The 25,118-nt window shown below is 71.2% G+C and carries 27 protein-coding genes and 3 pseudogenes; 20 read left to right on the forward strand and 10 right to left on the reverse strand.

What is annotated here, in order from left to right:
- Positions 1 to 45 precede the first annotated feature (45 nt).
- Genes LRS10_RS15770 through LRS10_RS15780 form a run of 3 tightly spaced genes read left to right on the forward strand, consistent with a single transcriptional unit; the run spans position 46 to position 2,899 of the window.
- Complete coding sequence (locus tag LRS10_RS15770) at positions 46 to 777, forward strand: ABC transporter substrate-binding protein (protein ID WP_257838101.1); 732 nt, start codon at positions 46 to 48, stop codon at positions 775 to 777.
- Complete coding sequence (locus LRS10_RS15775; protein WP_257838102.1) at positions 774 to 1,760, forward strand: iron ABC transporter permease; 987 nt, start codon at positions 774 to 776, stop codon at positions 1,758 to 1,760. Before LRS10_RS15770 ends, LRS10_RS15775 begins: the two co-directional genes overlap by 4 nt.
- On the forward strand, positions 1,757 to 2,899 hold the full coding sequence (locus LRS10_RS15780) for an ABC transporter ATP-binding protein (protein ID WP_257838103.1): 1,143 nt from the start codon (positions 1,757 to 1,759) through the stop codon (positions 2,897 to 2,899). Before LRS10_RS15775 ends, LRS10_RS15780 begins: the two co-directional genes overlap by 4 nt.
- 276 nt (positions 2,900 to 3,175) lie before the next feature.
- Here the strand turns inward: LRS10_RS15780 and LRS10_RS24510 are convergent.
- Both LRS10_RS24510 and LRS10_RS24515 read right to left on the reverse strand, forming a co-directional pair.
- A pseudogene (locus LRS10_RS24510) lies at positions 3,176 to 3,499 on the reverse strand (transglycosylase SLT domain-containing protein); the annotation flags it as partial.
- A 548-nt stretch (positions 3,500 to 4,047) separates the two neighbouring features.
- Entirely contained in the window at positions 4,048 to 4,662 is a 615-nt protein-coding gene (locus tag LRS10_RS24515; protein WP_308237968.1) for a hypothetical protein, read from the reverse strand.
- Between the two features lie 478 nt (positions 4,663 to 5,140).
- On the opposite strand from LRS10_RS24515, the gene dapA reads away from it, so the two are divergent.
- The 5 genes from dapA (at position 5,141) to LRS10_RS15810 (ending at position 9,108) form a co-directional block, all read left to right on the forward strand.
- On the forward strand, positions 5,141 to 6,028 hold the full coding sequence (gene dapA, locus LRS10_RS15790) for a 4-hydroxy-tetrahydrodipicolinate synthase (RefSeq protein WP_257838104.1): 888 nt from the start codon (positions 5,141 to 5,143) through the stop codon (positions 6,026 to 6,028).
- A 1-nt stretch (position 6,029) separates the two neighbouring features.
- Positions 6,030 to 6,488: an SsrA-binding protein SmpB gene (gene smpB / locus LRS10_RS15795; protein WP_257838105.1), complete on the forward strand. Its 459-nt coding sequence runs from the start codon at positions 6,030 to 6,032 to the stop codon at positions 6,486 to 6,488.
- Entirely contained in the window at positions 6,485 to 7,213 is a 729-nt protein-coding gene (locus LRS10_RS15800; protein ID WP_257838106.1) for a GNAT family N-acetyltransferase, read from the forward strand. The genes smpB and LRS10_RS15800 overlap by 4 nt, the downstream gene beginning before the upstream one ends.
- Positions 7,214 to 7,285: 72 nt before the next feature.
- A complete protein-coding gene (locus LRS10_RS15805; protein ID WP_257838107.1) occupies positions 7,286 to 8,029 on the forward strand; it encodes a DUF885 family protein in 744 nt (247 codons plus the stop codon).
- Complete coding sequence (locus LRS10_RS15810; RefSeq protein ID WP_257838108.1) at positions 8,002 to 9,108, forward strand: DUF885 family protein; 1,107 nt, start codon at positions 8,002 to 8,004, stop codon at positions 9,106 to 9,108. Before LRS10_RS15805 ends, LRS10_RS15810 begins: the two co-directional genes overlap by 28 nt.
- Positions 9,109 to 9,238: 130 nt before the next feature.
- Here the strand turns inward: LRS10_RS15810 and LRS10_RS15815 are convergent, their stop codons facing one another.
- From LRS10_RS15815 to LRS10_RS15825, 3 genes are read right to left on the reverse strand one after another with little or no spacing between them, the layout of a single operon-like run.
- On the reverse strand, positions 9,239 to 10,621 hold the full coding sequence (locus LRS10_RS15815; RefSeq protein WP_257838109.1) for a M20/M25/M40 family metallo-hydrolase: 1,383 nt from the start codon (positions 10,619 to 10,621) through the stop codon (positions 9,239 to 9,241).
- Positions 10,622 to 10,674: 53 nt separating this feature from the next.
- A complete protein-coding gene (locus LRS10_RS15820) occupies positions 10,675 to 11,343 on the reverse strand; it encodes a uracil-DNA glycosylase (protein WP_374570111.1) in 669 nt (222 codons plus the stop codon).
- On the reverse strand, positions 11,330 to 11,959 hold the full coding sequence (locus LRS10_RS15825) for an NYN domain-containing protein (RefSeq protein ID WP_257838110.1): 630 nt from the start codon (positions 11,957 to 11,959) through the stop codon (positions 11,330 to 11,332). The genes LRS10_RS15820 and LRS10_RS15825 overlap by 14 nt, the downstream gene beginning before the upstream one ends.
- A 22-nt stretch (positions 11,960 to 11,981) precedes the next feature.
- Between LRS10_RS15825 and folK the strand changes: the two genes are divergently transcribed.
- From folK to LRS10_RS15860, 8 genes and pseudogenes are all read left to right on the forward strand, one after another.
- The gene (folK, locus tag LRS10_RS15830) at positions 11,982 to 12,488 is read left to right on the forward strand and encodes a 2-amino-4-hydroxy-6-hydroxymethyldihydropteridine diphosphokinase (RefSeq protein ID WP_257838111.1); all 507 of its coding nucleotides are present in this window, start codon (positions 11,982 to 11,984) and stop codon (positions 12,486 to 12,488) included.
- Between the two features lie 63 nt (positions 12,489 to 12,551).
- A complete protein-coding gene (locus tag LRS10_RS15835) occupies positions 12,552 to 12,962 on the forward strand; it encodes a YciI family protein (protein ID WP_257838112.1) in 411 nt (136 codons plus the stop codon).
- On the forward strand, positions 12,959 to 13,288 hold the full coding sequence (locus LRS10_RS15840; RefSeq protein WP_257838113.1) for a hypothetical protein: 330 nt from the start codon (positions 12,959 to 12,961) through the stop codon (positions 13,286 to 13,288). The genes LRS10_RS15835 and LRS10_RS15840 overlap by 4 nt, the downstream gene beginning before the upstream one ends.
- Positions 13,289 to 13,378: 90 nt before the next feature.
- Positions 13,379 to 13,738, forward strand: a complete 360-nt coding sequence (gene rpoZ, locus LRS10_RS15845) for a DNA-directed RNA polymerase subunit omega (protein ID WP_068876771.1) — start codon at positions 13,379 to 13,381, stop codon at positions 13,736 to 13,738.
- Positions 13,739 to 13,893: 155 nt separating this feature from the next.
- Positions 13,894 to 16,062 carry a bifunctional (p)ppGpp synthetase/guanosine-3',5'-bis(diphosphate) 3'-pyrophosphohydrolase gene (locus LRS10_RS15850; RefSeq protein WP_257838114.1) on the forward strand — a complete coding sequence of 723 codons (2,169 nt, stop codon included), beginning with the start codon at positions 13,894 to 13,896 and terminating at the stop codon, positions 16,060 to 16,062.
- Positions 16,063 to 16,159: 97 nt separating this feature from the next.
- A pseudogene (locus LRS10_RS25220) lies at positions 16,160 to 16,480 on the forward strand (tetratricopeptide repeat protein); the annotation flags it as partial.
- Positions 16,481 to 16,587: 107 nt separating this feature from the next.
- A complete protein-coding gene (locus tag LRS10_RS15855) occupies positions 16,588 to 17,799 on the forward strand; it encodes a tetratricopeptide repeat protein (RefSeq protein ID WP_257838115.1) in 1,212 nt (403 codons plus the stop codon).
- Positions 17,799 to 18,191, forward strand: a complete 393-nt coding sequence (locus tag LRS10_RS15860; RefSeq protein WP_308237969.1) for a DUF6165 family protein — start codon at positions 17,799 to 17,801, stop codon at positions 18,189 to 18,191. Before LRS10_RS15855 ends, LRS10_RS15860 begins: the two co-directional genes overlap by 1 nt.
- On the opposite strand, the gene LRS10_RS15865 is transcribed toward LRS10_RS15860, so the two are convergent.
- From LRS10_RS15865 to LRS10_RS15880, 4 genes are read right to left on the reverse strand one after another with little or no spacing between them, the layout of a single operon-like run.
- Positions 18,188 to 18,799 (reverse strand): glycosyltransferase family 9 protein, encoded by a 612-nt coding sequence (locus tag LRS10_RS15865; protein WP_257838116.1) that lies wholly within the window; start codon positions 18,797 to 18,799, stop codon positions 18,188 to 18,190. The genes LRS10_RS15860 and LRS10_RS15865 overlap by 4 nt on opposite strands.
- Entirely contained in the window at positions 18,751 to 19,110 is a 360-nt protein-coding gene (locus LRS10_RS15870; protein WP_257838117.1) for a hypothetical protein, read from the reverse strand. Before LRS10_RS15870 ends, LRS10_RS15865 begins: the two co-directional genes overlap by 49 nt.
- Positions 19,107 to 20,072, reverse strand: a complete 966-nt coding sequence (locus tag LRS10_RS15875; protein ID WP_257838118.1) for an alpha/beta fold hydrolase — start codon at positions 20,070 to 20,072, stop codon at positions 19,107 to 19,109. The genes LRS10_RS15870 and LRS10_RS15875 overlap by 4 nt, the downstream gene beginning before the upstream one ends.
- An 18-nt stretch (positions 20,073 to 20,090) precedes the next feature.
- Positions 20,091 to 20,507: a hypothetical protein gene (locus LRS10_RS15880; protein ID WP_257838119.1), complete on the reverse strand. Its 417-nt coding sequence runs from the start codon at positions 20,505 to 20,507 to the stop codon at positions 20,091 to 20,093.
- 125 nt (positions 20,508 to 20,632) lie between these two features.
- Here LRS10_RS15880 and pyrE point away from each other — a divergent pair, with 125 nt between their 5' ends.
- The 3 genes and pseudogenes from pyrE to acpS all read left to right on the forward strand — a co-directional run bounded on the left by pyrE (position 20,633) and on the right by acpS (position 22,369).
- Positions 20,633 to 21,217: an orotate phosphoribosyltransferase gene (pyrE, locus tag LRS10_RS15885; RefSeq protein WP_257838120.1), complete on the forward strand. Its 585-nt coding sequence runs from the start codon at positions 20,633 to 20,635 to the stop codon at positions 21,215 to 21,217.
- Positions 21,214 to 21,975: a pyridoxine 5'-phosphate synthase gene (locus LRS10_RS15890; RefSeq protein ID WP_257838121.1), complete on the forward strand. Its 762-nt coding sequence runs from the start codon at positions 21,214 to 21,216 to the stop codon at positions 21,973 to 21,975. Before pyrE ends, LRS10_RS15890 begins: the two co-directional genes overlap by 4 nt.
- Positions 21,972 to 22,369 (forward strand): annotated as a pseudogene (gene acpS, locus LRS10_RS15895) (holo-ACP synthase). The gene LRS10_RS15890 and the pseudogene acpS overlap by 4 nt, the downstream one beginning before the upstream one ends.
- On the opposite strand, the gene LRS10_RS15900 reads toward acpS, so the two are convergent.
- Complete coding sequence (locus LRS10_RS15900; protein ID WP_257838122.1) at positions 22,366 to 23,268, reverse strand: EamA family transporter; 903 nt, start codon at positions 23,266 to 23,268, stop codon at positions 22,366 to 22,368. The pseudogene acpS and the gene LRS10_RS15900 overlap by 4 nt on opposite strands.
- An 82-nt stretch (positions 23,269 to 23,350) precedes the next feature.
- Here LRS10_RS15900 and LRS10_RS15905 point away from each other — a divergent pair, with 82 nt between their 5' ends.
- Positions 23,351 to 25,093: a DUF4153 domain-containing protein gene (locus tag LRS10_RS15905; RefSeq protein ID WP_257838123.1), complete on the forward strand. Its 1,743-nt coding sequence runs from the start codon at positions 23,351 to 23,353 to the stop codon at positions 25,091 to 25,093.
- The last annotated feature ends 25 nt before the right edge of the window (positions 25,094 to 25,118 follow it).

Raw genomic sequence — 25,118 nt, forward strand, 5'->3', positions numbered from 1 at the left:
GGAGCGGCTGCGCTGCTCGCCGGCGGCGCCGAGGCCGCTCCGCGGGTGCTGTCGCTCGATTCCTGTGCCGACCAGTACGTCATGGGTCTGGCCGCCCGGGCGGACATCGTCGGCCTGTCCACCCGCGCCGACGACGCGGACAGCCGCCTCCGCCATCTGGCGCGCGGCCTGCCGATGCGCCGGGTCGACCTGGAGTCGGCGCTGGCCGCGCGGCCCGACGTGGTCGTCCGCTACTGGGGTGGCGAGCCGCGGCTGATCGCGGCGCTGGAGCGGCGGGGGGTGCAGGTGATCACCATCCCGGACGCCACGGACTTCGACGATATCCGCCGCAGCGTCCGGCGGGTCGCCGCCGCTCTCGAACGCCGTCCGCAGGGCGAGGCCGCGATCGCGGGCATGGACGCCCGCCTGGCCCGCGCCGCCGCGCCCTGGAAGGGCGCGCGGGCGCTCTACATGACGCCGGGCGGCGTCACCGCCGGGCAGGGGACCCTGATCGACGCGGTGCTCCGCGCCGCGGGCATGACGAACGCCGAGGCCCGCCCGGGCTTTCAGACCATCTCCCTGGAAGACCTCGCCCTCGCGCCGCCGCAGGCGGTCGTGCTGGGCTTCTTCGACACCTTCCAGCTCTCGGGGGACAGCTGGGGCGTCGGTCGGCACCGGGTGCTGCAGCGGACGGCGCGCACGCGGCAGGTGGCCAGCCTGCCCGGAGCCCTTCTGGGCTGCCCGGATTGGGGTGCGGCCGAGGCGGCGAGCCTACTGGCCGCCAAGGCGCCGCCATGAGGCCGCTGGCGCTAAACTTTCTCCTGGCGATGGCGGCGCTGGCCTTCGCCGCCGGCGGCCTGCTGCTGGGCGAGACCCAGCTCACCTCCGCGCAGGTGGCCGGGGCGTTCGCCGAGCCACTCTCCGGTCCCGGCGTGGTGCTGTGGGAGATCCGTCTGCCGCGGACGGCCGCCGCCCTGGTGGTCGGCGCGGCCCTTGGCCTCGCCGGCGCCGTCATGCAGGGCCTGCTGCGCAACCCGCTAGCCGATCCGGGCGTGCTGGGCGTTTCCGGCGGCGCGGGCCTCGGCGCGGCGCTGGCCATCTCACTGGGCCTCGCCGCCACGCCCGGGGCCATCGAGGGGGCGGCCCTGGCCGCCGCCCTGCTCGTGGGCCTGCTGCTGACCGGGCTCGCCGCTCGTTTCCGCGAGCCGGAGACCCTCATCCTGTTCGGCGTCGCGCTCTCGGCGTTCCTCGGCGCCCTGACCTCGCTGGTGTTCAACTTCTCGCCGTCCCCCGTCACCCTGGCGGAGGTGTTCGCCTGGCTGCTGGGATCGGTCGCCAACCGCGACTGGATGGACATCGGCCGCCAGATCCCGGCGCTGGCGGTCGGCGTCGGCCTTTCGATCTACGCGGCCCGCGGACTCGTGATGCTGACGCTGGGCGAGGAGGCTGCGGCGCTCTCCGGGCTGCCGATGACGCGCCTGCGCGCCGCCGCAGTCGCCGGGGCCTCGCTGCTCACCGGCGCCTCCGTCGCCATGGCCGGCATCGTCGGGTTCGTCGGCCTGGCCGCGCCCCACCTGGTCCGCGCCGGATCCGGCGGCGATCCGGGTCGGGTGCTGCTGCCCTCGGCGCTGGCGGGCGCCGTGCTGCTGGCCGCCGCCGATCTGGCGGCCCGGCTGATCCCAACGGATCTCGAGCTGAAGCTGGGCGTCGTCACGGCGCTGTTCGGCGCGCCGCTGTTCGCCCTGATCGCGTGGCGCGCGGCGCGGAGCTGGCGCGGATGACGCCGGCGCTGCTCCTCGAGGACGCCGTCGTCCGCCGTGGCTCCGCGGCCGTGCTCCACGGCGTCGGTTTCGCGGCGAGGGCCGGAGAGGTCCTGGGCGTCGTGGGCGCGAACGGTTCGGGCAAGACGACTCTGCTGCGCGCCGCCCTGGGTCTCGTCCGGCTGGCTGGCGGCCGAGCCGAACTCGCCGGCCGCGAGGTGCGGACCCTGTCCGAGCCCGACCGCGCCCGGCTGGCCGGCTACCTGCCGCAGGACCGCCACGTCGGCTGGAACATGACGGCCTGGCGCATCGCCAGCCTCGGCGCCGTCCAGGCGCGGCCGGCGGAGGCCCGCGCCCGGGCTGAGGCCGCCCTCGACCGCGTGGGCCTCCTTGCCCTCAAGGACCGCGGGGTGCTGGAAATGTCCGGCGGCGAGCGGGCCCGGGTGCTGCTGGCCCGGCTGCTGGCGACCAATGCGCCGCTGCTCGTCGCCGACGAGCCGATCGCCGGCCTCGACCCCGACGCCCAGCTCCTGGCGCTGGACCTGCTGCGCGAAGAGGCCCGGCGAGGGGCGGCCGTCGTCCTGACCCTGCACGACCTGCCGCTCGCCGCCCGCTACTGCGACCGCCTGCTTGTCCTCAGTCGAGGACGGGTGCTCGCCGACGGTCCGCCCACGGGGGCGTTGACGCCGGCCGTCCTGGCCGAGGCCTTCGCCCTCGACGGCCGGTTGGCGCTCACCGCCGACGGCGCCATGCTGGCGGCGAAGCGGCGAGGGGGGGCGGCCATGAGGTTCGCGCGCTGGACGTTCACGCTGGGCGGGGTCTGGGGGATCCTGGTGGTCGCGCCCATGCTGTTCCTGGAAGGCTGGATCGCCGCCAACGACCGCGGCCCGACCGCCTATCCCGAGACCTACTATGGGTTCGTTGGTGCGGTGCTGGCCTGGCAGCTGGTCTATCTGACCATCGGGCGCGATCCGGCGCGCTTCCGGCCGATCATGCCGCTGGCGGTGCTGGCCAAGCTCGGCTTCGGCGTCACCGTTTGGCTGCTGTACGCCGCCGGCCGCACGCCGATGGGCGTGGCGCTGGTGGCGAGCCCCGACCTGGTGCTCGCGGCGCTGTTCTCCCTGGCCTACCTGCGGACGCGTCCGCAGGCGGAGGCCTAGGGGCTGGCCGTCTGCACCGGCATCAGGGACGGGTAGCCGTAGCCGCCGCGCTTCAGGTCGCTCGACAGCGTGATGGGGGGCCGAGCCGCCGTTCAGCTTGGCGCGATAGACCTGCATGTTTTCCATCACCCGCATGATGTAGTTGCGGGTCTCGGAGAACGGCACGCACTCGATGAAATCGAGCGGGTCGACCGCGGTGGTCCGCGGATCGCCGCACATGTTGATCCACTGGGCGGGCCGGCCGGGGCCGGCGTTGTAGCCCGCTGCGGCCATGATGTAGGAGCCCGAGAACCGGTCCAGCACCTGGCCCAGATAGGCCGAGCCCAGCTGCATGTTGTGTTCGGGGTCGTTCAGGCGATCGACCGTGTGCGAGACGCCGATCCGGCGGGCCACGAGGCTGGCCGTCGTGGGCAGCAGCTGCATCATGCCGCGGGCGTCGGCGCTGGACCGGGCGAGGGGATCGAAGCCGCTTTCCTGGCGCGTGATGCCCAGAACCAGCGCCGGCTCGGGCCCGCCGGCCACTGTCGGGGGCGTGCGGTAGGGATAGCCGCGGTCGCCCAGGATCAGCCCGCGCTGCGCCGCCGCGCGGACGGCCTTCATCGAGGTGTCCTGGTCGCCATAGGCCCGCGCCAGGTCGACCAGCTGGGCGGCCTCCTGGGTCGTGGGCACCACGTCGTCGATGTGCAGGGCGAAGACGCGGAACAGGTCGCGCTGGCCCTGTTCGACCAGCAGCCGGGCGGCCTGCACCGGCTCGCGGGCCTCGAAGCGCGCGCGATCGGCGGCGGTGATCTCAGGGTCTTTCGGCACGTTCAGCCGCAGCCCCAGCTTCTCGGCCGACAGCTGGCCGTAGAAGGTGGTCACGTGCTGGGCGCCCTGGGCGTAGAAGGTCTCGGCGGCGGCGTTCTCGCGGCGCGCCTCGGCCGCGCGGCCCTGCCAGTAGAAGGCCCGACCCTTGGTGATGGGCGAGGAGCCGATGCTTTCCAGGTTGGCGAAGTGCCGTCCGGCCGCCACGGGATCGTTCAGCTTCGAGAGCGCCAGCCAGCCGGCGTAGAACTCGGCGTCGGCCGCGTCCGAACCCTTGGTGAGGCCGGAATTGGCGGCCGCCTGATAGGCGCTGCGCCAGTCGCCGTTCTTGATCGCCGCCAGGGTCAGGCGATGCCGCTCGAACCAGATGCGGTCGGCCTGTTCGTCGGTGACGACCGTCCTGGGGAAGTTGGCCACCTGGGCGAGGGCCAGGGTGTCGAGCCCTTGCGCCGCAGATAGCCCGCCCGCTCGAAGGCGACGCCGGGCTGGGCCTGCTGCGCCGGCGTCAGCGCGCCGTACAGGTCGTTGGCGTTGGCCGCGTCGGCGCGCAGGGCGATGCGGGTCAGCGCCGCCGCCTGATCGCCGGCCGGCAGCAGCGCGATCATCTCGCGGGCGGCCGGCCCCTGGGCGCCGTACAGCAGGACGTCGGCGCGGCGCGCGTGGTCCTCGATCGTCAGCGCTTCGGGGAAGCGGGCCAGGATCGTGCGCTGGACGTCGGCCTCGAAGCTCCTGGTGGTCCACCAGCGGCGAATCAGGTCGCGGGCGACCTCGGTCTGGCCCTGCAGGCGATAGGCCGACGCCAGCGCCAGGGCGCCGTGGGCGGTCTGCGGCTCCTGGCCGGCGAACCAGGCGATCACCTCGGCCGGCGTCTTGCCCGACGTCGCCAGCAGCTTCTCGGCCGCGGCCTGGCGCCGGGCGCCGCGGGGCCAGCCGGCGAGCTCGCGGCGCGCAGTGTCCACGTCGTAGAAGCCGAGCGATTCTGGAATTGCCGTCGACGAGCGCCCAGGTGGCGGTCTTCTTCGCCATCGGATCGCTGATGCCGGCGATGGCGTTGCGGGCGCCCGAGATGTCGGCGCGCCGGGCGGCGTTCAGCGCGGTGGCGAACAGCGCCTGGTCGGCCGCGCTCAGCGTGCGGCTGCCCACGGGTCTCGGAGGCGCCGGCGCAGGCTGCGGCGCCGCTGCCGGCGGCGCGCGTTTGATCAGGTCGCCGATCGGGTCCGCGGGCTGGGCCCGGGCGACGGCGGCGGCCAGAGCCACGAGGCTCACGGCGAGGAAAACTTTGCGGGCCTTGGAGTCCAACCTCTCCCCCCCGGCGAAAACTGGAGACGATGATGCGAAACGGAATCGGCGTTGCGGGTTCGACCCACGCCAACATATTGTCCCGCGAAATCTGAACGTCGCCCCAACAAGCGACCTTTTCACGGCAATTTGCACACCATGTCCGAACCCATGTTCCGGGGCGTCCTTCCGGCGCTCGTCACGCCGTTCCGCAACGGCGAGGTCGACGAGGAGGCTTTCGTGGCCCTCGTCGAGAGGCAGATCGCAGGCGGCGTCCACGGGCTCGTGCCGGTGGGTACGACCGGCGAGACCGCCACCCTCAGCCACGCGGAGCATCGCCGCGTCGTGGAGCTCTGCGTGCAGACCGCGCGCGGCCGCGTGCCGGTGGTCGCCGGCGCGGGATCCAACTCCACCGCCGAGGCCATCGAGCTGGCGCGCCACGCCAAGACCGTCGGCGCCGACGCCGCCCTGGTGGTGACGCCGTACTACAATCGTCCGAGCCAGGAGGGCCTCTACGCCCACTACAAGGCGATCAACGACGCGGTTCAGCTGCCGATCCTGGTCTACAACGTGCCGGCCCGCACCAGCGTCGACATCTCGAACGCGACGCTGGAGCGCCTGGCCAAGCTGCCCAACATCGTCGGCATCAAGGACGCCACCGGCGACCTGCCGCGCGCCAGCCTGCAGCGCCTGGAGTGCGGCGACGACTGGGTGATGCTGTCGGGCAACGACGACGGGGGGCTGGGCTACATGGCCCACGGCGGCCACGGCTGCATCTCGGTGACCTGCAACGTCGCCCCTGAGGCCTGCGCCGACTTCTACAACGCCTGCATGGCCGGGGACTACGCCACGGCCCTGGCGCACCAGGACAGGCTGATCCGCCTGCACAAGGCGCTGTTCGCCGACGCCTCGCCGTCGCCCACCAAGTTCGCGCTGGCCCACCTGGGCCTTTGCGCCGACGAGACGCGCCTGCCGATCACGCCGTGCTCGGAGGCCGCCCGCGCCGAGGTCCTAGCCGGCCTGCGCGAGGCGGGCCTGACCGACTGACATGGCCGGGAAGCTGATCGCCGAGAACCGTAGGGCGCGGTTCGACTACTTCCTCGAACAGACCTTCGAGGCGGGCCTCGCCCTGACCGGGTCGGAGGTGAAGAGCCTGCGCAACGGCCGGGCCAACATCGCCGAGAGTTATGCGGCGGTCGAAGGCGACGAGATCGTGCTCGTGAACGCCGACATCCCGCCGTACGCCCAGGCCGGGCCGTACTTCAATCATGAGCCGCGGCGGCACCGAAAGCTGCTGATGAAGCGGCGCGAGATCGACAAGCTGATCGGCGCGGTCCAGCGGGAAGGGCGCACGATCATCCCGACCAAGCTCTACTGGAACGACAAGGGCCTGGCGAAGCTCGAGATCGCGCTGGCCAAGGGCAAGCAGACCCACGACAAGCGGCAGGCGACCGCCGAGCGCGACTGGCAGCGGGACAAGGCGCGTCTCCTGCGCGACAAGGGGTGATCGACCCCCGGCTCGTGGAGAGCCTCGAGCGCGCCACCGTCGAGGCGGTCGCTCCTGTCGAGGTGCTGGAGATCGCCGGCTGGCTGGTCCCGCTGGACGCCGGGACCGTCGGCCGCGCCAAGTCGGCCGTGCCGCTGTCGCACGAGGCCGGTTGCGAGGCGCTCGACGAGATCCTCGCCGCCTACGGGACACGCGGCCTGCCGCCCGCCTTCCGCATCGCCGACGTCGAGGGCCTGGACGAGGTCCGCGCGGCGCTGCAGGCGAGGGGCTTCGGGCCCGCCAAGCCGACCTGGGTGAAGATCGCCGACGCGCTGACCCTGTCCGGCTTCTGCGTTCCCGACGCCGAGCTGCTGGACACGCCCGACGCCGCCTGGGGCGAGGTGTTCCTGGGCGAAGGCTTCGATCCCGCCGACGGCGCGAGCCGCGTCGCCACCCTGACCCGGTCGCCGGACGCCCTCTATGGCGCGGTCCGAGAGCACGGCCGTACGCTCGCCGTGGGCGCCGTCAGCTTCGGCCGCGGCTGGGCCGGGGTGCATGGGATGCGAACCGCGCGGCACGCCCGCGGCCGTGGCTATGCCGGCCGCCTCCTGGCGGCGTTCGGCGGCGCGGCGCTGGCCCGCGACGTGCGACGGGTGTTCCTCCAGGTGGAGGAGCCGAACCCCGCCCGCAGCCTCTACCGCAAGGCGGGCTTCGAAGCGGCCTGGCGGTACTGCTACTGGGGCTAAGCCTGTCCAAGAATTCACTTCCGGCGCGGAGCGCCGGCGCCTAGACCTCCCAACACAACCTTGGGGGTTCTCATGATCCGTACCGCCTGTTCCGTCCTGGCGCTGACCGTCGCCCTGCTGGGCGCGCCCGCCCTGGCGCAAACCGCCGCCGCACCCGCCGCCGCGGCCGCCCAGTCCGAGGACGCGCGCCTCGCCGCCTTCTTCCAGGAGGCCTTCCTGGAGAGCGCCCGCCTCAGCCCCGAGACGCTGAGCCAACTGGGCATGAAGGAGCGCTACGGCGAACTCGGCGACTACACGAAGGCCGGTTCGGATCGGCAGCTCGCCGTCGCCGAGGCCCAGCTCGCCCGCATGAAGCGCGACTTCGACCGGGCGAAACTCAGCGCCAGCTCGCAAGTCTCGTACGACCTGTTCGAGAAGAACGTCGCCACCCAGCGGATGTTCGGCAAGTGGTACTGGCAGAGCTACGCCGTCACCTCGACGGGAAGCGCGCTCGACGGCCTGCCGGTGATGCTGATCAACGTCCACCGCGTGGACAGCGTCGCCGACGCCGACGCCTACGTCTCGCGCCTGCGGGCCGTGGAACGGGTGGGCGCGGAGGTCGCCGCGGACATCGACGAGCGGACGGCCAAGGGCTTCCTGCCGCCGGCCTTCGTCTTCGGCCGGGTGATCCCCGACGCGCAGAACCAGCTGAAGGGGGCCCTTCGACGGCGGGCGCCGACCACGCGGTCTGGGCCGACTTCAAGAAGAAGGTCGCCGCGCTGCAGACCGACGACGCCACCAAGGCCCGGTTGCTCAAGGACGGCGAGGCCGCGCTGAAGACCGGCTGGACGAACGGCTACAAGCGCTATGTCGCCAGTCTGGAGCGCATGCAGGCCAAGGCCACGACCGTGAACGGCGTCTGGGCCCTGCCGCAGGGCGAGGCCTTCTACGGCGACCTGCTGTCGTTCTTCACCACCACGCCGCTGACCGCCGATCAGATCCACCAGATCGGCCTGTCGGAAGTGGCCCGCATCCGCGGCGAGATGGGAGCCATCCAGAAGAAGGTCGGGTTCAAGGGCACGCTGAACGAGTTCTTCGCCCACCTGAAGACCGATCCGAAGTACCGCTATCCAAACACCGACGCCGGCAAGCAGCAGTACCTGGCCGACGCCAAGCAGATCATCGCCACCTACATGGATACCGCCGCGAACAAGCAGTTCTCGGTGCTTCCGAAGGGGGCTCTGGAGGTCCGCGCGGTCGAGCCGTTCCGCGAGAAGACGGCGTCCGTCGCCTTCTACAACACCGGCACGCCCGACGGCTCGCGGCCGGGCATCTTCTACGTGAACCTCTCGGACATGAACCAGGTGTTCAAGCCGCAGCTGGAGGCGATCGCCTATCACGAGGGCGCGCCGGGCCATCACTTCCAGATCGCCCGCAGCCTCGAGCAGACCGACCTGCCGATGTTCCGCCGGTACGCCTACCAGGGCGCCTATCAGGAGGGCTGGGGCCTCTATGCCGAGAAGCTCGGCAAGGAAGCCGGCTTCTACCAGGATCCCTACAACGACTTCGGCCGGCTCAGCCTGGAGATCTGGCGGGCGGCGCGCCTGGTGCTGGACACCGGCATCCATGCCAGGCGCTGGAGCCGGGACCAGGCCGTCCAGTACATGCGCGACAACACGCTGAACTCCGAGCGCGACATCCAGAGCGAGATCGACCGCTACTTCACGAGCCCCGGCCAGGCGACCAGCTACAAGATCGGCCAGCTGAAGATCAGCGAACTGCGGGCCAAGGCCGAGAAGCAGCTCGGTCCCAAGTTCGACATCCGCGCCTTCCACGAGACGGTGCTGGCCGCCGGCGCCATCCCGCTAGACGTCCTGGAACAGCGTGTGGACGCATACATCGCTGGAGCACGCTGAGGCGCACCCAAGTCCCTCATTCCGGCCGCCGCAAAGCGGAGAGCCGGGACCCAGGAGGTTCTGCAGTGCGGCGGCCCCTGGGTCCCGGACAGCCGTTGCGCGGCTTCCGGGACGCCAAGAAGGCGGATAGCTATTTCGCCAGGTCCTTCAGCAGCGAGCGCCAGTGGTCCAGGGAGCCGTCGATGGCGGCCACAGGCGCACGCTCGTTCAGGCCGTGGGCGAAGCTGTCCTCGTTGCGCATGAAGAGGCCCGACACGCCGTAGCTCGGTACGCCCAAGGCGCGGAAGTGCATGCTGTCGGTGGCCCCGCTCGACATCGAGGGCGTGACGGGCAGTCCGGGGTAACGGGCGTTCACCGCCTTCTTCACCGCCGCCATCACGTCGGGCCGCAACGGGGAGGCCGGGCTGTCTACCGAGCCGTCGTCCGTCACCCGCGCCACCGTCAGGCCGGGCTCGGCCATCACCTGGTCCAGCGTCTTGCGGACCTCCTCGGCCGGCGTGCCCGGGAAGATGCGGCAGTTGACGGTGGCCTCGGCGCGCTGGGGCAGGGCGTTCGGCGCGTGACCCCCGGAGATCATGGTCGCGACACAGGTGGTGCGCAGCTGGGGGGCGATGTCCTTGTCGGCAGAGAGCGTGGCGATCGCCTGCGGGTCCTGCGGGTTGGCGGCGAACCGCTTCAGCGCCTGGCCGACAGCCCCCGGTCGCTTGTCCGCCATCGCCGCGGCCGAGGCGCGGGTGATCTCGTTGGCCATGACCGGGAAGCGGTAGGCGTCCAGCTTCTTCAGCGCCTGGCTCATCCGGTAGATCGGGTTGCCGGGCGTCGGCGCGCTGGAATGACCGCCCGGATCGGTGAGGGTCAGGGTGAAGTCGGCATAGGTCTTCTCGGCCGCCTGCAGGCCGTAGGCGACCGGCTTGCCCTCGGCGTCCAGCGTGCCGCCGCCGCCGTCGGCGTTCAGGGCGAACTCGGCGCCCTTCAGCTCGTTGGCCAGCCACTGGGTCGTCACCATCTTGGTCTCTTCGTCGCCCGAGAGCGCCAGGATCACCTCGCGGCCGGGCTTCCAGCCTTCACGGCGCAGCTGGGCGAGCGTGGCGACCACCATCGAGACGTCGAACTTGTTGTCCTCGGCGCCGCGGCCATAGACGTAGCCGTTCTCGACGACCGCCTTGAACGGATCGCGCTCCCAATCCTCCCGCTTGGCCTCGACGACGTCCATGTGGCCGAGGATGACGATGGGTTTCTTGCTGCGATCCGAACCGGGATAGCGGGCGATGAGCGCCGCCGTGCCGGCCATCGGCCGAATGGTGATCTCGTCCGGCCGGTAGCCCGCCTTCACCAGCACGCTCTTCAGGTAGTCGGCGTAGGGGACCATCTGGTCACCGGGATTGACCGTCCGGAAGCGGACGCCGGTCGTGAGGATTTCGAGCGCCTGGTCGTGCAGTCCCGGCGGCGGGGCCGCGACGGCGGGCAGGGCGACGGCGGCGACGCAGGCCGAAACGAGCAGGGTGCGGATCACGCGGAACTCCGGGGCAAAGCTTGGCCGCGACGCTATAGGCCGCGCTCCGGCCGTCAACGGGGCGCGTCGATGATCGCCCGCGCCCGCCGGAAAACCGCCTCGAACATCTCCGGCGTCAGGCGCCCGGTGTTCGTGTTGAGGCGGGAGCAGTGGTAGCTGTTCAGCACCACGTACGGACCGGCCGGGAACTCGGTCCCGTGCCCCGCGATGCCCGCCGAGGCCTTCAGGCCCAGCGCCCGCAGCACGTTGCGCCGCGAGACGTCGCCCAGGGTGACGATGACCTTCAGGTTCGGGAGGTGCTCCAGCCGCGAGGTGAGGAACGGCCGGCAGGTCGCCTCCTCGATCGTCTCGGGCTTGTTGCCGGGCGGGGCGCAGCGGACGGCGTTGGTGATCATGCAGTCGACCAGCTCGACGGTGTCGTCAGCGCGAGCCTCGTAGCGCCCGCGGGCGAAGCCGGTCCTGATCAGCGTTTCGTAGAGGATGACGCCGGCCCCGTCGCCGGTGAACGGCCGACCGGTGCGGTTCGCGCCCATGCGTCCGGGGGCCAGGCCCACCACCGCCAACCGCGCCGCCGGGTCACCGAACGAGGCCACGGCGCCGTTGAAGCCGCCGGGCACGGAAATCTTGTTGGCCTCGCGGTACGCCACCAGCCGCGGGCATAGCGGACAGTCCGAGGGCGCCTCGGGCCCCGCGGTCACGGCGTTCACTTCAAGCGCCGGCATCGGCCAGGGGATTGCTGCGCGAGGCGCCCGGCGGGTCGTCGCGCTCCACGCGGGGGCTGTTGCTCTCCTGGATGAACTTGGGCAAGCGGGCCGGCCGGCCGATCAGGTCGGCGAGGTCGGCAAGGTCCACGAAGGTGTCCGCCTGCCGGCGCAGCTCGTCCGACACCATGGGCGGCTGGCTCTTCACCGTGGAGACCACCGTGACCCGGCAGCCCTTGCGCTGCACTGCTTCCACCAGCGCGCGGAAGTCGCCGTCGCCCGAGAACAGCACCACGTGGTCGACGCTGCCCGACATCTCCAGCATGTCGACGGCGATCTCGACGTCCATGTCGCCCCGCCAGCGCTTGCGGCCCTGGCTGTCGGTGTACTCCCGCGCCGCCTTCGTCACGAGCCGGTAGCCGTTGTAGTCCAGCCAATCGACCAGCGGCCGGATCGGCGAGTACTCCTCGTTCTCGACCAGAGCCGTGTAGTAGTAGGCCCGCACCAGCACGCTGCGCTTGCGGAACTCCTCGAGCAGCTTGCGGTAGTCGATGTCGAAGCCGAGGCTCTTGGCCGCCGAGTACAGGTTGGCCCCGTCGATGAACAGCGCCAGGCGGTCCGTGGGGTAGAAGCTCATCGCTAGGAAAATCCCGACATCTGTGGCGTCCGATCCGGACCGGGCGGCGGTCATCGCGCTGGGCAGCAATCTGGCGGGCGGCTTCGGCTCGTCCGAGGCGTTGCTGGAGGCGGTGCTGGCGCGGTTCCCGACGGTCGGCTTGAAGGTCCTTCAACGGTCGTCCTGGTGGCGCTCCGCCGCCTGGCCCGACCCGACCGGTCCTGAGTACCGCAACGGCGTCGCGCTTGTCGAGGCGGACCGCCCGCCGGCCGAGATGCTCCGCGCCCTGTTCGATATCGAGGCGCAGTTCGGTCGCATCCGCGGCGAACGCAACGCCGCCCGGACGCTGGACCTCGACCTGATCGCCCACGGCCGGACCGTGCTTGAGACACCCCACCTCACCCTGCCGCATCCGCGCGCCCACGAACGACGGTTCGTGATGGGGCCGCTGGCCGAGGTCGCGCCCGGCTGGACCCATCCGGTGCTGGGACGCAGCGCCGCCGAGCTTGCCGAAACGGCCTCCGTCGGCCTCGATGCGCAGCCGGCCTGAACCATTTTGTCGGCGGCTCGTCGGGCCGCGCGTCCTCGGGGCGCATCAAAGGGAGATCCAACCATGCGCTTCATGCTGATCCGCCACGCCGACGAGGCCACCGAGGCTGGCGTCATGCCCAGCCGCGAGCTCGCCCAGGCGATGATCGACTACCACGAGGAGATGGGCCGCCATCTGAAGGTGCTCGGCGGCGACGGCCTGCATCCCAGCCGCCGGGGCAAGCGCATCTCGTTCCCGGACGGCAAGCCGCTGATCGTCGACGGGCCCTTCGCCGAAACCAAGGAGCTCATCGCGGGGTACACCCTGGTCGAGGCCAAGGACTGGGACGAGGTCATGTCGTGGGCCGTGCGCTGGCCCTGCATCCTCGAGGAGGCGAACGTCACCCTCGAGGTCCGCCAGGTCTACGAACTCGAGGATTTCGGCGACGTCTTCGCGGGCGAGCTCGGCGACAAGGCGCGGCAGGCGATACCTTGAGCGTGCTGGCGGCGCCGCCGTGGATCCAGGTCCTGGTCGCCGCCGAGGCGGCTGCCATGGCCTGGCTGACCTGGCGCTTCGCCTGGCGAGGCCTCGCCTGGGGCCTTGCTGCGGCCCTCGCCTTCTGGTTCGTGCTGGGCCTTTCCGCCTCGTATCTCGTTAGCCGCCTGGAGGGCGGCGGCGCGACGCCGCTCGCCGACATCCTGGCGGGCGCGGTGAGCGGGACGGGCAGGGCGGCCCTCATCGCCCTGCCGCTCACCGCCGCCGGGGCCGTCCTCGGCGGTCTCCTGCGCCGCGTCCTCCGGCCGGCGAGGCGCGGAGCCTAGGCGCTGCGGCCGACCGCCCCGCCATGCGGCGTTGCACAATGGCGGCCGAACCTCTATTTTCGCCGGTTCTATCCCCGCTCTGAGGACTCCATGGCCCGCGTCACCGTCGAAGACTGCATCGAAAAGGTCCCGAACCGCTTCTCGCTGGTTCTGCTGTCCGCGCATCGCGCGCGCGCCATCTCGGCCGGCTCGCAGATCATGGTCGACCGCGACAACGACAAGAACCCGGTCGTGGCCCTGCGCGAGATCGCCGACGACGTGGTCGACGCCGAGGAGCTGAAGGAGACGCTCATCGGCACGCTGCAGCGCGTCGACGAGCGGTCGGAAGCCGAGGAAGAAGCCGAAACGCTCGCCCTGCTGGCCGATCCCACCCACATGCAGATGTCCGAACTCGAGCTGGTTCGCGCCCTGCAGAGCGACCGCGACGGCGGCCAGGAGGAGCGGTACTGAGCCCGGAAGGCGCAGAACCACTCATCCAAGAGGCGGCGACCGAACCCGCCGCCCTCCCGGAAGCTCGCCCGTCCAAGACGGCGACCGACGCTCCCGCTCCCAACGCCAATCCGGCGCCGATTTCAGCTCCGACGGCCGTTCCCAAGCGGCCGCGGATGCTGCGTCAGTTCGAACTGATCGAGAAGGTCAGGTCCTACGACCCCAGCGCCGACGAGGCGCTGCTGAACCGCGCTTATGTCTACGCGATGCGCCAGCACGGCTCGCAGAAGCGGGCCTCCGGCGACCCCTATTTCGCCCACCCGATCGAGGTGGCGGGCATCCTCACCGACTACCGGCTGGACACCGAAACCATCGTCACGGCCCTGCTGCACGACGTCATCGAGGATACCGACGCGACCCGTGAGGAGATCGACAAGCTGTTCGGCGCCGAGGTGGCCGAGCTGGTCGAGGGGGTCACCAAGCTCTCCAAGCTAGAGCTGTCCTCCGAACACCTCCGCCAGGCCGAGAACCTGCGGAAGTTCATCCTGGCGATCTCCAAGGACGTGCGCGTCCTGCTCGTGAAGCTGGCCGACCGGCTTCACAACATGCGAACGCTGCACTTCATCAAGACGCCGGCCAAGCGCGAGCGTATCGCCCGCGAGACGCTCGACATCTACGCGCCGCTGGCGCGCTCCATCGGCGTGCACCGCATCTGCGCCGAGCTGGAGGAACTGGCCTTCGCCCACCTCAACCCGGTGGCCCGCGACGCGATCATCCGCCGCCTGGAGGTGCTGCGCCACGAGCAGGGCGGGGCGGTCGCCCTGGTCAGCCAGGAGATCACCAGCCGCCTCGACACCGCGGGCATCCCCAGCCGCGTGTTCGGCCGCGAGAAGCACCCATTCTCGATCTGGCGGAAGCTGCAGCGCAAGTCGATCGGCTTCTCGCAGCTGTCCGACATCTACGCCTTCCGGGTGATCGTCGACAGCGAGGACGACTGCTACCGCGCACTCGGCGTCATCCACCGCGCCTGGCCCAGCGTGCCGGAACGGTTCAAGGACTTCATCTCGACCCCCAAGCGCAACAACTACCGCTCGCTGCACACCACGGTGGTCGGCCCGCGCGGCATGCGGATCGAGATGCAGATCCGCACCGAGGCCATGGACCTGGTGGCCGAAGAGGGCGTGGCCGCCCACTGGCGCTACAAGAACGAGAGCTACGGCTTCGACCCCGAGGCCCAGAGGGCCGCCGGCGGGCGCGACCCGCTGGTCAACCTGCGCCACCTCGTCCAGGTGCTGGAGCACGGCGGCGACGCCGAGGAACTGGTCGAGCACGCCAAGCTCGAGATGTACCTCGACCAGGTGTTCGTCTTCACGCCCAAGGGCCGCCTCGTCAGCCTGCCGCGTGGCGCGATGCCGCTGGACTTCGCCTACGCCCTGCACACCGACATCGGCGACACCACCATAGGCGTGAAGATCAACGGCGAGCTGAAGCCGCTGCGCACCACCCTCTCGAACGGTGACGTCGTGGAGGTGATCCGCGGCGGAAAGCCGGTGGTGCCGCCGGACTGGCGCTCGCTCACCGTCACCGGCCGCGCCCGCTCCGCCATCCGCCGCCACATCCGCCAGACCGAGCGCGAGGAGTTCGTGCGCCTCGGCCGCGCCACGGTGGACCAGGCCTTCGAGGCGGCCGGAAGGAGCCGCAAGGACGTGTCGCTGCGGCCGGCCATGGACCGCTTCGCCGTGGCCAGCGAGGACGACCTGTTCGACGCCGTCGGGCGCGGGCGGGCCCCGCCGAACCAGGTGCTGGAGGCCGTCTTCCCCGGCATGAAGGCCGCCGAGCGCGAGGCGGCCGCGGCCCGGCGCCACATCGAGGACGGGAAGTCCGCGCGGCTCTACGTGCGCGGGGGCGGCCTGACCCCGGGCGTCTCGATCCACTTCGGCGAGTGCTGCTCTCCGGTGCCGGGCGACCGTATCGTCGGCATTCTCGAGAGCGACGGCCGGGGCCTCACCGTCCACACCATCGATTGCGAGCGTCTCGAGGCCTTCGAGGACCGCGAGGAGCTCTGGCGCGACCTGCAATGGACGCCCGAGGCGGAGCGCAACGCGACGGCGCGCGCGCGCATCACCGCCACGATCCGCAACGCCCCGGGCGTTCTCGGGCAGGTCTGCGGCATCATCGGCGAGGCGGGCGGCAACATCGTCAACCTGCGCATGCACCACCGGCAGCAGGACTTCTTCGACGTGGACGTGGACGTCGACGTCAACGACGCCAAGCACCTGACCCACATCACCGCGGCGCTCCGGGCGAGCCCCAGCGTCGAGACGGTCGAGCGGACCAAGAGCTAGAGTCCGCGTGAAGGGGCCGTCGTTCCCGTCGCCGCCGGCGCCCTTGCCGGGCCTTGGCGCGCCGAAAGCGGCCGCGTCCGCGGTCGATCCGTTCGAGATGGCCGCCGGCCTGATGCAGCAGGGCCGCCTGGCCGAGGCCGAGCGCCTGTTCCGGGCCCTCCTCGCCCAGGAGCCGCAGCACGCCGAGGCGCTGCATGCCCTGGGCCTCATCGCCCACCGCGCCGGCCGGTCGGCCGAAGGGCTCGACCTGCTGAACAAGGCGCTGAAGGCTGCGCCGAAGTCGCCGATCATCCTCGCCAACCGCGGCCTGGTGCTGGCCGCGCTCGAGCGGTTCAAGGAGGCCCTGGCCGACTACGACCGCGCCATCGCCCTCAACCCGATGTTCGCGGAGGCCGTGTTCAACAAGGCCAACGCGCTCCTCCGTATGGGGGCCTGCCGCCGGCGCTGCAGGCCTACGAAAAGGCGCTGGCGCTCAATCCGCAGAACGCCATCTGGCACGCCGCCCGCGCAGAACTGCTGCGCCGCATGGCGCGGGAGGACGAGGCGATCCTGGGCTTCCGCGAGGCGGTGCGGCTGCAGCCGGGCCTCGGTGCGGCCCAGGCCCAGCTCGGCGACCTGCTGCTGGGTGCGGGCGAGGCCGAGGCGGCGCTCGAGGCCCTTGCGAGGGGCGCCGAGGCCGCTCCGAACGATGCCGGCGTCTTCTTCAACCTCGGCAACGCCCAGCGCCGCCTCGGGCGGACGGACGACGCTGTCGAGAGCTACGGCCGCGCCGTCGGCATCGATCCCGACTTCGCCATGGCGCACCAGAACCGCGCCGTCTGCCGTATGCTGCTGGGTGACTGGACCGGTGGATTCGAGGAATACGCCTGGCGCCACCGTTGTCCGGGGCCGGAGCTGCGCGCCTATCCGCAGCCGGCTTTCGACGGGACGCAGGACCTCCCGGGCCGGACGCTCTTCATCTACCCCGAACTGTTCCTCGGCGACCTGATCCAGTTCGGCCGCTACGCCCGGCTCGCCGAGGACCACGGCGCGCGGGTGATCCTCGCCGCGCCCACGACGCTCCACGGCCTGCTGTCGAGCCTCAGCCCCACGATCGAGCTGATCGGCAACGACGAGGCGCCCCCGGCTTTCGACCTGCACTGCCCGCTGATGGACCTGCCCAGGGTCTTCGGCGCCACGCCCGACGACGTGAAGGTGGCCGAACCCTATCTCCGCGCCCCGCCGGAGCGCGTCGCCGCCTGGCGCGACCGGATCGGCGAGGCCGGCTTCCGCATCGGCGTCTGCTGGCAGGGCAGCACCCGGGCCGGCGCCGACCTGATGGGCCGCTCATTCCGCCTCGCCGATCTCGCCCCGATCGCCGACCTGCCGAGCGTCCGCCTGATCAGCCTGCAGAAGCGCGACGGCCTGGACCAGTTGGCGGACCTGCCGCACGGCATGAGGGTCGAGACGCTGGGGGCCGGCTTCGACGAAGGCCCGCACGCCTTCCTCGACACCGCCGCCGTGGCCCAGGTCTGCGACATGGTGATCAGCGCCGACACCGCGCCGGCCCATGTGGCGGGCGCGGTCGGGGCCCGCACCTGGCTCGCGCTGCCGGCCACGCCGGACTGGCGCTGGCTGCTCGCCCGCGACGACACGCCCTGGTATCCCGCCATGCGGCTGTTCCGGCAGGCGGAGCGCGGCCACTGGGCTCCGGTCTTCGCCGCCATGGCCGAACAACTTTCGAAGGAGCTGTCCTGATGCCCGACGCGCCGGTCTCCTGGGGCGAGCTGATCGACAAGATCACCATCCTGGAAATCAAGGCGGAACGGCTCACCGCCCCGGCCGCGCTCGCCAACGTCCGGCGCGAGCTGGACGCCCTTCGCGCCGTCGAAGCGCAGCTGGCGCCCGATCCCGAACTCGCCCGCCTCAAGGCTAAGCTCGTCGAAGTGAATGGCGCGCTGTGGGACATCGAGGACGACATCCGCGAGAAGGAGGCGGCGAAGGATTTCGGCCCGCGCTTCATCGAGCTGGCGCGATCCGTCTACATCACCAACGACCGCCGCGCGGCGCTGAAGCGCGAGATCAACCGGGTCACCGCGTCCGACCTGGTCGAGGAGAAGAGCTACGCCGACTGGCAGGCCAAGCCCTAGCCAAGGCGGCGCGCCACCATTTCCAGCGCCTGCCGCCAATCGCCCGGGCGGCCCTGCCGGTACAGGCGGGCGCCGGGATACCAGAGGCTCCGGGCGCCTTCGCCCCACCGCCAGTCGACCCCGTGCGCCGGCAGCAGGATATGGACCGGCTTGCCCATGGCCCCGGCGAGGTGGGCCACCGAGGTGTCCACCGTCACCACCGCGTCCAGGCCAGCGATGATGTCGGCGGTGTCCTGCATGTCCCTCGCGCCCGTCTGGGCGGGATCCAGGCTCACTGTCGGGAAGGGGATCACGACGTCATCGCCTAGCGATCGGTGGCTGTCGTTAGGATGGGTGGGATTGCCGCGGCGGACCAGCCCGATCCCGCCCGTGGCGCTAGCAGGCGGGGTTCCGCGGAGATAGGGCTCGCCGGGGATCTTGAACTGGCCCAGCCGCAAGGGCAGGTCCGCGAGCATCACGAAGAGGTCCGGCTCCGGGAACTCCATCCTGCCCTGAGCCGCGACGAGACGAACACCCAGAGGCTCGAACAGCCGCGCCAGCGGCGGCAGGCAGACCAGCGTCACGTCCGCGCCGCGGGCTGCGAGCTGCGGCGCATAGCGGGCGAACATGATCTGGTCGCCCAGGCCTGCTCGGGCCAGATCACGATGTGGCGGCCCGCGATGTCCTCGCCCTGCCATTCGGGCACGCCGAGCGAGCAGCGCGCAATGCCGAGGCCCGGGACGCTCCAGCGATGAGCGTAGAGCGGCAGCCCCTCGCGCAGCTTGCCCTGCGCCATCAACGCCAGCGCCAAGGCATGCCGTCGTGCGGCGTCGCGCTGAGCCATGGCCGCGGCCTTGCGAAGGTGCGGCTCGGCCCGTGCCCACTCGCCCCGAAGCGCGTGGTAGCCGCCCCGGGCCTGCGGATCGGCGGGCCCGGTCACGGCCGACCGCCGGCGACCGCAAGCACATGCTCCACCCCGCGCACCACGGCGTCGCCGTGGGTGCGGCCCAGGATGCTGGTGTGCGTCGCCGCCGCGACGTTCTCGAAATAGCCGTGGGCGGACGCTTTGGCCGGGCCCATGCGCGGGCTGTCGGGCGCCCGGTCGCCGGCCAGGATCACGGCCACGGGCATCTCGCGGGGCAGGGGACCCGCCGCGATCGCCTGCCGCGCCGCCCGCTCCCACTGCAGGCCCTCGGCCGCCGCGCCGCGCGCATGCCGGCCGGAGACCCAGATACGCCGCTTCTCGGTCACCCGGTCCTGCGGCAGGCCGATCCGCTCGGCCCAGTAGTAAAGCGGCTTGGTCAGCCCGATCGAACCGGCCACGGCGCCGGTACGCGCCACCGCCTTGAATACGCCCAGGAACTTCCGCGTCCGCGGATCGTCGATGGCTTCCGGCGTCGTCGCGTCCACCAGCACGACGCCCAGCGTCCTGTCGGGGTGGGCGGTGGCGAACCGGCGCACGTGAAGCCCGGCCATGGAGTGTCCGACGAGGACGTAAGGGCCTTCGTCGCCCTTCGCCTTGATCAGCGCCTCGAGGTCGGCCAGCGCCGCGTCGCCGTCGCGCGGCGCGGGGCCCGCATCCGAGTAGCCCAGGCCGGCCCGGTCGTAGGCGCAGCTGCGCAGCCCCTTCGCGGCCAGTTTCTGCTGGAGGGCCGCGAAGTCGGTGGCGGCTCCGAACGCGCCGTGCTCGAGCCAGATGCTGGAGCGGGCGTCCGCCGCGCCTTCGCAGACGACCCGCAGCTTCCGACCCCCGACGTCGACGAACTCGCCGCGCGGCTTCGCGTGCGCCGCCGTCGCCACGACCACCAGACCCGCCGCGATCCACGCGCCCACGACGAGGACCACGCCCACCAGGAACTTCACCATGCGGGCAAGGTAGGGGGTGGGTAGGGCCTGCCGCAATGGGCCTGGTCCGGCCGACTACAGCTCGGGGAGCTTGGACGGCGTGTCGGTGAAGAAGATCTGTCCGACCGTCCACTCCTTGGGCGTGCGGTAGAGATGCATGTTGAAGAAGAGCGGCCCGCGCTCGGCGCGGACGAGATAATTTCGGCGAAGGTAGTTGGAGCCCCACTTCTCCTCGCCGACGAGCTCCCAGTCGATCACCTTCCCGTACAGCTGCAGGGCGTTTGAGGTCTGGCTCGCCAGCAGCTGGAGTTCAGTCTTCTTCTGCTCCATCAGTGTTCCGCGCCCGACGTTCGCGTACGCCGCGTTGGTATCGCCCCGCTGGATGTCCTTGAACAGCCGCTCGACGACCTGATCAGCCGAGTCCGGCTCCGCCGTCATCGCGACCGCCGGCGTGAAGAGCAGCGCAAGCGCCACCAGTAAGAACCTGAACATCTGAATCCCCCGACTGCCTAAGGACGCCAGGGTTGGGTATCCCGCAGGCCAAGGCAAGCAGGGCATGCCACGCCGCAACGGCTGGCATCTTCCGAACCCTGCGAAACGCGACTATCTCGGGCGCCATGAACACCGAAGACGTCCTCGAAGAGTTCCGCGGCGCCGGCGCGCTGCGCGAAGGCCACTTCATCCTGGCCTCGGGGCGCCACAGCCCGATGTTTCTGCAGAAGAACCTGGTCTTCCAGTACGCCGACCGCACCGAGCGGCTGTGCAAGGCGCTGGCCGAGAAGATCGTCGCCCAGTTCGGCAAGCCCGACGTGATCGTGGCGCCGGCCGTCGGCGCCATCATCCCCGGCTACGAGGTCGCCCGCGCCCTGGGCGTGCCGTCAATCTACGTCGAGCGCGAGGATGGCAAGTTCCGGCTGCGCCGCGCGTTCAAGATCGCGCCCGGGGCCAAGGTGGTCGTCGTCGAGGACGTGATCACCACGGGCGGCTCGTTCCGCGAGGCCGTCGAGCCCGTCCAGGAGGCCGGCGGCGAGGTGGTCTGCTGCGCCTGCATCGTCGATCGCTCGGGCGGCAAGGCCCAGGTCGGCTGGCCGCTGGTGGCGCTCGCCACCGTCGACGTCCCGTCCTACGCCCCCGACGAGATTCCGCCCGAGCTCGCCGCCATCCCGGCCGAGGAGCCCGGGTCGAAGAGGCTCCGGGGATGAGCAAGCTCAGGCTGGGCGTGAACATCGACCACGTGGCGACCGTCCGGAACGCCCGCGGCGAGAGCTACCCCGATCCCGTGCGCGCCGCCGAACTGGCGCTGGCCGCCGGGGCCGACGGCATCACCGCCCACCTGCGCGAAGACCGCCGCCACATCTCCGACGCCGACATCGACCAGCTGGCCGTCATCTGCCGCAAGCGCGGCCGCCCACTGAACTTCGAGTGCGCCGTGACCCCCGAGATGGAGGCGATCGCCCTCAAGCACCGTCCCCACGCCGCCTGCCTGGTGCCCGAGCGCCGCGAGGAGGTGACCACCGAGGGCGGCCTGAACGTGGCCGGCGGCCATAACACGATTGCGCCCGTGGTGAAGCGGATGGTCGAGGCGGGTATCCGCGTGTCCTGCTTCATCGACGCCGACCTGGCTCAGGTCGCCGCGTCGAAAGCCGTGGGCGCCCAGGTCGTCGAGTTGCACACGGGAGCCTATTGCGAGGCCGTCCGTCACGGTCATCGCGACCAGGCCGAACGGCTGCTGGAGAACCTGAGGGCCGCGGCGGGCGAGGCGGCTCGCCTGGGTCTGGAGGTCCATGCCGGTCACGGCATCGACTACGAGACGGTGAAGCCCGTGGCCGCCATCCCCGAGCTTGCCGAGCTCAACATCGGCCACTTCCTGATCGGCGAGGCGATCTTCATCGGCCTCGGTCCCGCCATCCAGCGGATGCGGGCGCTGATGGACGAAGCCCGCGCGCAGGTCGCGGCATGATCATAGGCATCGGCTCGGACCTGTCCGATATTCGCCGCATCCAGGCGAGCCTGGATCGCTTCGGCGACCGTTTCCGCCACCGGGTCTTCACCGAGCTGGAACGCACGCGCTCCGACCGCAAGGCCGACGCCGCCGCCAGCTACGCCAAGCGCTTCGCCGCCAAGGAGGCCTGCGCCAAGGCGCTCGGGACGGGCATGCGTCGAGGCGTGTTCTGGCGCGACATGGGCGTCGTCAACATGCGCTCTGGCCAACCCACCATGCAGCTCACCGGCGGCGCGCTGAAGCGGCTGGAGGAGATCACACCCCCGGTATGAAGGCGGTGATCCACCTGTCCCTGACCGACGATCACCCCTACGCCCAGGCCTTCGTGATCATCGAGGCGCTGCCGGCCTAGACCTGAGCTTGCGCGAGCCGCCGACGCTCCCAGGCCGGATAGAGGGTGTTCAGCGCCAGCCCGCCCAGAACGAGCACGGCCGCGGTGAGCTTCCAGGAGGTCAGCGGCTCGCCCAGCAGAAGAGCCGAGGCGCCCATGCCGAACACCGGCACCAGCAGCGACAGCGGCGCGATGGTGGCCGCGGGGTGCCGGGCGAGCAGCCAGGCCCAGCTCGCGTAGCCGAAGATGGTGTTGCCCACCGACTGCCACAGCACGCAGGCCCAGGTGCCGAGGTCGGCGGCGGCGAAGCCGCCCTGGATCGCCGGCCAGCCCTCGAAGAGGAACGACAGCACGAACAGCGGCGGCGCGGCGAAGAGGCTCGACCAGACCACATAGGCCAGCATGTTCACCGGCCCGGCCGTGCGGGCCACGGTATTGCCCCCGGCCCAGCCCAACGCGGCGCCCACCACCAGGGCCAGCCCCAGGACCGTCACCTCGGCGCTGGTGTGCGCCATGAGCCAGATCAGACCCGACGCCGCGAGCCCCAGGGCGACCAGCTGGAACGGCCGAATCTTCTCGCCGGCCAGGACCATGGCGAAGCCCACGGTGAAAAACGCCTGGATCTGCACCACAAGTGAGGCCAGCCCCGGCGAGATGAACTGGGTCATGGCGATGTAGAGCAGGCCGAACTGGCCCACCCCGATCAGCACGCCGTAGGCCGCCAGGTTGCGCCACGAGACCGCCGGCCGCTTGAGGAAGAACACCGCCGGCAGCAGGGCAAAGGTGAAGCGCAGGGCCGCGAACAGCAGCGGCGGCAGGTCGTCGAGCGCCCAGCGGATGACGACAAAGTTGGTCCCCCACACAGCCACCACGGCCAGCGCCAGGAGGGCGTGCAACGGCGGCAGGGCAGGGCGACTCATGCTTGCTAGATAAGGCTGCTAGCCTTGCCCCGCACCGTCCAGTTTCCGACGGGTGGACCGACCATCGCCATTGGGGAATGCGATGACCGAACCGCAGACGTCAGCCGCCTCGGGTCCGGCGCTGCTCGCGGCGCGGCTGGGGATCGGCTTCGCCCAGGGCGTGGCGCTCTACCTGCTGGAGCGCTTCGGCAAGGGCCTTCCCGACCCCGTGCTGGGCGCGCTGGCTCTGACCCTGATGCTCGCGCCCATCGTCGCGCTCGGCGCCATCGGCGCGACGCGGGCGCGCACGCTCGCCATCTGGCTGGCGACCGCCGTCCTGGCGCTTCTCGCGCTCGGCGCCTACGACGGTTTCGTCTTCAACTTCGAGACGCCGTACCGGTCCGAGTTCTGGCCGCGCGCGCCTCTGCTGTTCTTCGCCGCCACGGCGCTGTTCGTGGCCCACCACCTGATCCTGCCGGCCGACGCCGAACGGCGCTGGGTGGCCGGCTACAGCAGCTACTTCGACGAAGGATGGAAGGACGCTGTCCGCCTCGTGCTCGGCTGCGCCTTCGTGGGCGCCCTGTGGCTCCTGCTCTTCCTGGGCGCCGCGCTGTTCGACGCCATCCAGCTCAAGTTCCTGGGGGAGCTGATCCAGAAGCCTTGGTTCGCCTGGCCGGCCACCACGTCCTTCTTCGCCATCGCCGTTCACGTCACCGCCGCCCGCGCCGGCCTCGTGCTCGGCGCGCGGACGCTGGCGCTCAATCTGCTGGCCTGGCTGCTGCCGCTGATGACCGTCATCGCGGGCGGCTTCCTGGTGGCGCTGGCGTTCACGGGCCTTGGTCCGCTCTGGGGCACGGGGCGGGCGGGCGGCATCCTGCTCGCGGCGTCGGCGGCGCTGGTCGTGCTGCTCAACGCCACCTACCAGGACGGCGAGCGCGACGGCTATCCGCCGGTGCTGCTCAAGTGGGCGGTCCGGATCTCCGCCGTCCTGCTCGCGCCGCTGGTCGCCGTGGCGATCTACGGCCTCGCCCTGCGGATCGGCCAGCATGGCCTGACGCCCCAGCGCGTCCACGCCATAGCCTGCCTCGTCGTCGCGACCGCCTATGCGGCCGGCTACCTGTGGGCGGCGCTGGCGCGCGGCCCGTGGATGCGCCGCCTGGAGCGGGTGAACGTCCTCACCGCCCACCTGATCATCGCCGTGATCCTGGCCGTCTTCTCGCCAATCCTGGATCCCGCGCGGCTGTCCGTCGCCGACCAGATGGCGCGCTTCCAGAGGGGCAAGGTCGCGGCCGAGAAGCTCGACTACAGCTTCCTCGCCTTTGAGGGCGGGCGCTGGGGGCGGGAGGCCCTGTCCGAACTCCAGAAGGATGCGCGGCCGTTCGTTCGCGAGCGCGCCGGCGAGGCGGCCCGCAAGAAGCATCGTTGGGAAGACGTGACGCGGACGCCGCAGGCGCGGCGGATGTCCCTGACGGCGCTCGACACGCCGTTGCCGGAGAGCTTCCTCGCCCAGTCGTGGCCGGCCGAAGACGAGCCGTCGCGCGCGTGCGGCGACGCTTGCCCAGCCCTCGTCCGCGACGTCGATGGCGCTCCGGGCGACGAGGTGATCGTGCTTGCGACGCTCCCTCGGGTCTATTCGCAAGGCCCGGGGGGACGCTGGCGCCTGGTCGGCAGGTTGAGCAGCGCGCTTTGCGAGGGCGACCTCGAAGCGCTCAAGGCCGGGCGCTTCACGCTGCAGGACGCCGCAGGCAAGGCGGTTGTGATCGATGGAAGAGCGCGCAGCTTCGTGCGGGACACCACCTGTCCGGGAGGCGCACGACCGCCCGCGATGAGCGAACATCCGTGGTAAGCCGCACCGCCCGTGACGACGTGTT

The organism is Phenylobacterium sp. J426 (genome assembly GCF_024699945.1).
GTDB lineage: Bacteria > Pseudomonadota > Alphaproteobacteria > Caulobacterales > Caulobacteraceae > Phenylobacterium.